Origin of the sequence: Aeromonas sp. s11, from assembly GCF_040907945.1 — a bacterium.
Lineage (GTDB): Bacteria > Pseudomonadota > Gammaproteobacteria > Enterobacterales > Aeromonadaceae > Aeromonas > Aeromonas veronii.
The window spans coordinates 45,990-51,989 of sequence record NZ_JBFOCU010000011.1; the positions used below are offsets into that span (position 1 = coordinate 45,990).

7 protein-coding genes are annotated in these 6,000 nt (G+C 57.5%); 5 read left to right on the forward strand and 2 right to left on the reverse strand.

Going from position 1 to position 6,000, the window contains the following annotated elements:
* Positions 1–8 precede the first annotated feature (8 nt).
* The gene (locus AB5Y84_RS02575) at positions 9–611 is read right to left on the reverse strand and encodes a short chain dehydrogenase (protein WP_021231956.1); all 603 of its coding nucleotides are present in this window, start codon (positions 609–611) and stop codon (positions 9–11) included.
* Positions 612–708: 97 nt separating this feature from the next.
* Here AB5Y84_RS02575 and AB5Y84_RS02580 point away from each other — a divergent pair, with 97 nt between their 5' ends.
* The 4 genes from AB5Y84_RS02580 to AB5Y84_RS02595 all read left to right on the forward strand — a co-directional run bounded on the left by AB5Y84_RS02580 (position 709) and on the right by AB5Y84_RS02595 (position 3,629).
* The gene (locus AB5Y84_RS02580) at positions 709–1,608 is read left to right on the forward strand and encodes a LysR family transcriptional regulator (protein WP_139399055.1); all 900 of its coding nucleotides are present in this window, start codon (positions 709–711) and stop codon (positions 1,606–1,608) included.
* Positions 1,609–1,679: 71 nt separating this feature from the next.
* Positions 1,680–2,321 carry a DUF2057 domain-containing protein gene (locus AB5Y84_RS02585; protein ID WP_139399056.1) on the forward strand — a complete coding sequence of 214 codons (642 nt, stop codon included), beginning with the start codon at positions 1,680–1,682 and terminating at the stop codon, positions 2,319–2,321.
* Positions 2,322–2,394: 73 nt separating this feature from the next.
* Positions 2,395–2,841 carry an HIT domain-containing protein gene (locus AB5Y84_RS02590; protein ID WP_088870095.1) on the forward strand — a complete coding sequence of 149 codons (447 nt, stop codon included), beginning with the start codon at positions 2,395–2,397 and terminating at the stop codon, positions 2,839–2,841.
* Between the two features lie 89 nt (positions 2,842–2,930).
* Positions 2,931–3,629, forward strand: coding sequence for a DUF3334 family protein (locus tag AB5Y84_RS02595; protein ID WP_005339098.1), 699 nt, complete (start codon positions 2,931–2,933; stop codon positions 3,627–3,629).
* 67 nt (positions 3,630–3,696) lie between these two features.
* Here the strand turns inward: AB5Y84_RS02595 and AB5Y84_RS02600 are convergent, their stop codons facing one another.
* The gene (locus AB5Y84_RS02600; protein WP_335849223.1) at positions 3,697–4,695 is read right to left on the reverse strand and encodes a DUF2860 family protein; all 999 of its coding nucleotides are present in this window, start codon (positions 4,693–4,695) and stop codon (positions 3,697–3,699) included.
* A 251-nt stretch (positions 4,696–4,946) separates the two neighbouring features.
* On the opposite strand from AB5Y84_RS02600, the gene AB5Y84_RS02605 reads away from it, so the two are divergent.
* The gene (locus tag AB5Y84_RS02605; protein ID WP_001809438.1) at positions 4,947–5,978 is read left to right on the forward strand and encodes an IS630-like element ISAhy2 family transposase; all 1,032 of its coding nucleotides are present in this window, start codon (positions 4,947–4,949) and stop codon (positions 5,976–5,978) included.
* The last annotated feature ends 22 nt before the right edge of the window (positions 5,979–6,000 follow it).

Sequence of the window (6,000 nt, forward strand, 5' to 3'; positions counted from 1 at the left end):
AGCTGCGCTCAGCCGTTGACCCTGAACACCTGACCGGTCTGGATGCCCAACACCGACTTCTTGTAAGCCTGCGCCACCTTGGCGGCGGGCACCGGCACGAACCCCGGGAAGAAGTCGGCGTATTTGTCCATCGACTCCGCCAGCACGGTGGGGCTCACCACGTTGATGCGCAGGCCCCTTGGCAGCTCGCAGGCGGCCGCTTTCACAAAGTGATCGATGGCGCCGTTGACGGTGCTGGCGCTCACCCCCCAGTTGATCGGCTCCTCGCTCAGAATACCGCTGATCAAAGTGATGGAACCCTTGTCAGTCAGATAGGGAATGGCGGCTCGGGTCAGGTTGATCTGGCCCATCAGCTTGCTCTCCAGTCCCACCTGCCACTGCTCGTCGGTCATCTCGGTCAGGCCGTTGAAGGCCACGCTGCCGCTGGCGACAACCAGTGCATCAAACTGGCCCACTTGGGCAAACAGCGCCTTGATGGAGGCGGGATCGCGCATGTCGACCGTGGCATCGCCACGGCTGTGGCCGACCCGGATCACCTGATGATCTTTGGCAAGCAGTTCACTGACCGCGGAGCCGACGGTGCCGGAGGCACCCACAATCACAATTTTCATCTGCATCACTCCTGGTTGGGATGTGTTGATTCTAGCGCAACAGAAAATGCGAAAAAGCGCGTAAAATAAACCCATTGTTTCCATATTGGAGCTAATGATGGATATCGCCCATTTGGCCAGCTTTTATGAGGTGGTGCTGCGCGGCAGTTTCTCGACTGCTGCCGATACGCTGGGGGTCAGCAAGGGGATGCTGAGCCGCCATGTCAGCGCGCTGGAGGCCTCCCTCAATGCACAACTGTTGCAGCGCACCACCCGCCGCCTCAGTCTGACCGAGGCGGGCAAGACCCTCTACCAGCAGGCGGGGGAGATCTTCGCGCTGGCGCGGCAAGCGGAGCAAGATATTCAGGCGCTGACCGAAGAGGATGGCGGTCGCCTGCGTTTTACCTGCCCGGTCAGTACCGGCGATCGCATGGTGAGCGAGCTGCTGGCCAGCTTTGCCGTGCTCTGCCCGGGAGTGGAGGTGGAGCTCAACTTCACCAACCAGATGGTCGACATGAGTCAGGGGGAGAACGACATCGCCCTGCGCGCCATGAACGAGGTGCCGGACAATCTGGTGGCCCTGCCGCTGGGGCGGCTCAAGGATGTGGTGGTGGCCAGCCCCGCGCTGGTGGCGCGGGAGGGGCGTCCTGCCACTCCCTATGAGCTGAGCGGGCGCAACTGCCTGTTGCAGGGGCACAATCCGGCCTGGGAGCAGTGGCACTTTATCCGTGAGGGGGAAGAGGCTCACATTCTGGTACAGGGCAAGGTGCGAGCCAACCACTACAGTACAGTATTGCAACTGGCGCGCGCCGGTATGGGCTATGCCAAGTGCCCGCTGATGCTGGTGGAGTCGCTGCTGACGGCAGGAGAGCTGGTGACCGTGCTCGACGAGTGGCAGAGCGGCCTGCATCAGCTTCATGTGCTGCATGCCCAGCAGCGGCGGGTGCCACGCAAGATCCGGCTGTTCAAGCAGGTGCTGGCCCAGTGGTTTGCCGAGCGACCCCACTACCTGCTCTGAGCGGCGTTATTTTTCTGTCATCTTCGGCTGCTACCCTGCGCCCATCATCGGCATCAGGAAGATCAGCGGGAATGAAGAGTAATAGAGGGTTGACCGGGTTTGTGCTGCTCTGTGCAGTGTTGGGGGCTGGCAGTGTGCAGGCCATGGTGGACGTGAAGGTGCCGGAGAATTTCCGCATTCTCGCGGTGAGCAACGGCACCTTGCAGGATGAGCAGCATGCCACCCTGGCGGATGGCGAGCAGCAACTGCTGGTGCGCTTCGAGGGGGTGATCCCCAGCCGCAGCAGCAGCGAGAATGACCGGCAGGTGCGCTCCGAGCCGCAGGTGGTGCGCTATCAGGGCAGCAATCAGCATTTGCAGCTGACGGCCAGCGTACCGGGAGACGAGCGGGGGATGCAGGCGTATGCCAAGGCTCCTGTGGTAGCGCTGCAGGAGAATGGCCGCGAGCTTGCCATCCAGCAGGATGTGCTGGTGACCAGCGGTATGCTGCTTGGGGTGGATTGGAGCGGCAAACTGGCTGAATACAATCGCAGCGGCGGCAAGGCGGCGCTGACAGCGGGAGTGGTTGCGGCTCCGTCAATCAATGCAGTTTCTGGCGGCTCTCAACCTGTTGTGGCTGCCAGCGAGCTGGAAGGGCAGTTGCAGCAGCTGTTCCTCCAGGCCGATCCGGCTCTGCGCAAGCGCTTTATCGGTTGGGCCGTGCCGCAGCTTTAAGTTTTATGCCCGTTGCAGTAACGTGGACACTCCTTTTTCAGGCGCTCTGTTCATCGTACTCAACGAGGTTTTCATGTTTGAATTGCATTCACGCCTGCAGGCAGATACCCGGTGGCTTGGGGATCTGCCCCTCTGCCGTGTCTTGCTGGCCAAAGACAGCCAGTATCCCTGGCTGATCCTGGTACCGCGAGTAGCCAACCTGCGGGAAATTCACCATCTGGCTCCGGAGCAGCAGCAACAGCTGATGCAGGAGTCCTGCGCTGTCGCCAACCTGATGGAACAGGCCCTCAGCCCGGACAAGATCAACATCGGCGCGCTGGGCAATCTGGTGCCGCAACTCCACCTTCACCATGTAGCCCGCTTTGCGACGGATCGCGCTTGGCCCGGCCCCATCTGGGGGGCTCATCCGGTCGTGCCTTATGAGCCACAAGTTTTGGTCCAGCAGGCCGATATATGGCGTGCCCGGCTCGCCAAGCTGAGCGGTTTCACCCCTGTGGCTGCTGATAACGGAGTCAACTGAGAGGCGTGTCGCTATTTCAGTCTCCGGGCCGCGCCATCTGTTAGAGTTATGGTATAGATAAGCCCATTTTCGATGTTCAGGAAGGTCCCATGATAGTGACAAGATCCGATGACGATGCCGTATTGACCACAGAGGATGTGCTGCTCAGCCTGTGCAACTCGGTGACGGACGTTTTGAGTGCTGCGACCATGAGTCAGGTGCGGTTTTCCGGCATGGTGCAGCGGATCAGCAAGACCTGCCTCAAGCCGGATATCGGCTGCTTCGTGCTGTTCGATGGCGGTTTTTCCGGTCTGGTGGTGATCAACTTCTCCGCCGCCGCCGCCATGGAGCTGTACGAGAGTTACATGCTGAGCATGGGACTCTCCAAGGAGGATCTCGCCATCTCCCACACCTCTGACGAGGTGAGCAACGTGATGGGCGAGCTGATGAACCAGATCGTCGGTAGCTTTACCGTCAAGGTGGGCCGCGATCTGCAGACTCACATCACCCAGAACCAGCCGAAGATGCTGGCGCTAAACAAGCAGGTGATGCTGAGTGTCGATACCAATCTCGACAGCCCGGAGTCCCGCCGCGTTACCTTCTTCACCGCCCGCAACAACATCTTCTATCTGGAGCTGGCGATGGACAAAACCGAGTTCATCCGTATCCACAATGAGGGGATGGAGCACGAGGAGCTGGATCCCGATGCGCTGATCGCCCAGGCCAAGCAGGATGCCGCCAAGCCGGCTCAGGCGGCAGCTCCGGTTGCCAACGATCACGACGATCTGCTCGACTCTTTGGGTATCTGAGGCAAATGCCGGATAGCAACAAGGCCACCTTCGGGTGGCCTTGTTGTATCGGTGCGCACAACCGTTGTTAGAAGTTGTAGAGCAGGCCGGTGTTGAACATCACTGATTCAGAATCGTAGAAGTTGATGTCGGAATCGGACTTGGCATAGCCAGCGGTAAAGGTTGCGGAGAGCGGAGCAATACCGAACAGGCGGTGCCAGAAGAAGGTACCGGTCAGGGCAAACTCGTCGGAGTCGGCGTTTTGGCCAAAGATCGGGTTGGCCTCATCATATTTGGTCTGGCCCAGATAGGCGTTGCTGACGAAAGACCACTGGGAAGCGCGCATGCCGTAGGTCAACTGCAGGCCGTTGCTCTTGTAGCTTTGGGCGCTGCCATCCAGATCGGCTTGGCGGTAGATAAAGGCTGGCTCCAGCATCTGACCGGGTGCCAGCTGCCATTTGTAGGAGAGGTCGAGGGCGTGGATCTTGCCGTTGCGATCCAGCTTGGCTGCATAGTCTGTCTGGTTATCCTTATCGTATTGCTGGCCGCTGCGCTCCTCATCTACCTCGATGTTGCGGGTGGTCAGGCTGCCATTGAAGTTGCTACCCCAGATGCTGTCCCAGGCGAAGCGAACCCCTTTTGACTTGATATCGGTCGACTGACGGTCGACACCCACCGCGAAGGGATCGCTCCATTGCTCGGTCGGCATGGCATTAAAGACCACGGAGCCAGCTACGATGCCCTTGTCGCTCATTTCCTGACGGATACCGAGCTGCTGGGTGAAGTCGAAACGGATGGCATCCTGGATCAGGTTACCGAGGAAGACCTGGGTGCGGGTATCGGCAAAGGTGTAGCGGATATCGGCGTTGAGCAGCGGGGCAACGGCGGAGCTGCTCTCGGCACTGCCCAGTCCGCTCAGGCGGCGGTTTTCATCATCACCGCTATAAAAATTCGATTCGTAATTGATGACACTGACCCCGCCAAGCAGGAAACCGGACCAGCCAGACTCCTTGGGAATTTCACCCAAATCAGCATAAGCACTATTTGCGACCAGCAGGCCCAGGCCCAGCAAGGTGGTATTGCGCATCGGATAACTCCTAAATTAAATGGTGGTGAATTTTTTCGGCCGGTGAGTATAAAGAAAAAACCTTAATGGCAACTGACTCAATATTGCCAATTATCCTAACCCACTCATTTCATTCGGCGAATCGTTAATTAATTGTGCGAGATTAAATAGCTGTTCCGAATAGTAGATCACCGGAGGAAGGGAACTCAGTCCAGTTTGTGCGATCTGATTAGTCGCTAAACAAAACAAGCCACACCCAAAGGACTGAGTTGATGCCTATCCTACCACCTCTGCCACGACCACAACGGCGCCGCATTCACAAAATCATCCATGCCACCCGTGATAAAGGACATGCTCGTCGCTTGATGGCCATCTTGCTGTTACATGAAGGACGCACGATCACCGATGTTCATCACCTTACCGGCGCTGCGCGCTCGACCATCGGTCGTTGGCTTCGGTGGTATCGAGATGAAGGCATAGATGCGCTAGAAGCCTTACCGGCTGGCCGTGCCCCAGTCTTACCTATCGCCAAGATTGTCACCTTACTGGTGCTGCTCATGCAGTTTTCTCCGCAAGATTTTGGTTATCAGCGCAGCCGTTGGTGTACTGAACTATTGGCTATAAAAATCAATCGGTTAACAGGGCTCAATGTGGCAGCCTCCACGCTCCGCCGATGGTTACCTCGTATGGGCATTGTCTGGCGCAGGCCCGTGCCGACCTTGCGGATAAAAGACCCAGCCTATCAGGAAAAAATGGCGAATATCGACGCCGCGCTGGCCCGCTGTGATGCCGATAATCCGGTGTTTTATGAGGATGAAGTCGATATAGACCTCAATCCCAAATTAGGAGCCGACTGGATGTTCAGAGCGCAGCAAAAGCGGGTTGTCACACCGGGGCAGAATGCCAAGCATTATCTGGCAGGCGTTCTCCACGCAGGCAACGGAAGGGTACTTTACGTCAGCGGGATCAAGAAAAACTCATCGCTGTTTATTGCCATGCTGGAAAAGCTGCGCCACCACTACCGACGAGCCAAAACCATCACGTTGATCCTCGATAACTACATCATTCACAAAAGCAAACAGACCGAGCGATGGTTGAAGAAGAATCCCAAGTTCTGCCTGGTGTTCCAGCCAGTTTACAGCCCTTGGGTTAATCACATAGAACGGCTATGGCACAAGTTACATGAAACCATCACGCGCAATCATCAATGCAGAGGGATGGCAAACCTGCTGGCCCGAGTGAAACACTTCATGGATACCGTGTCTCCTTTCCCGGGGAATGGCTATGGCACAGCGAAGGTGTAGCACTATTGGGATCAGTTATTTA

Coding starts and splice junctions, on each gene's coding strand:
- AB5Y84_RS02575 (WP_021231956.1), bottom strand. CDS start 611: ATGAAAATTGTGATTGTGGGTGCCTCCGGCACCGTCGGCTCCGCGGTC.
- AB5Y84_RS02580 (WP_139399055.1), top strand. CDS start 709: ATGGATATCGCCCATTTGGCCAGCTTTTATGAGGTGGTGCTGCGCGGC.
- AB5Y84_RS02585 (WP_139399056.1), top strand. CDS start 1,680: ATGAAGAGTAATAGAGGGTTGACCGGGTTTGTGCTGCTCTGTGCAGTG.
- AB5Y84_RS02590 (WP_088870095.1), top strand. CDS start 2,395: ATGTTTGAATTGCATTCACGCCTGCAGGCAGATACCCGGTGGCTTGGG.
- AB5Y84_RS02595 (WP_005339098.1), top strand. CDS start 2,931: ATGATAGTGACAAGATCCGATGACGATGCCGTATTGACCACAGAGGAT.
- AB5Y84_RS02600 (WP_335849223.1), bottom strand. CDS start 4,695: ATGCGCAATACCACCTTGCTGGGCCTGGGCCTGCTGGTCGCAAATAGT.
- AB5Y84_RS02605 (WP_001809438.1), top strand. CDS start 4,947: ATGCCTATCCTACCACCTCTGCCACGACCACAACGGCGCCGCATTCAC.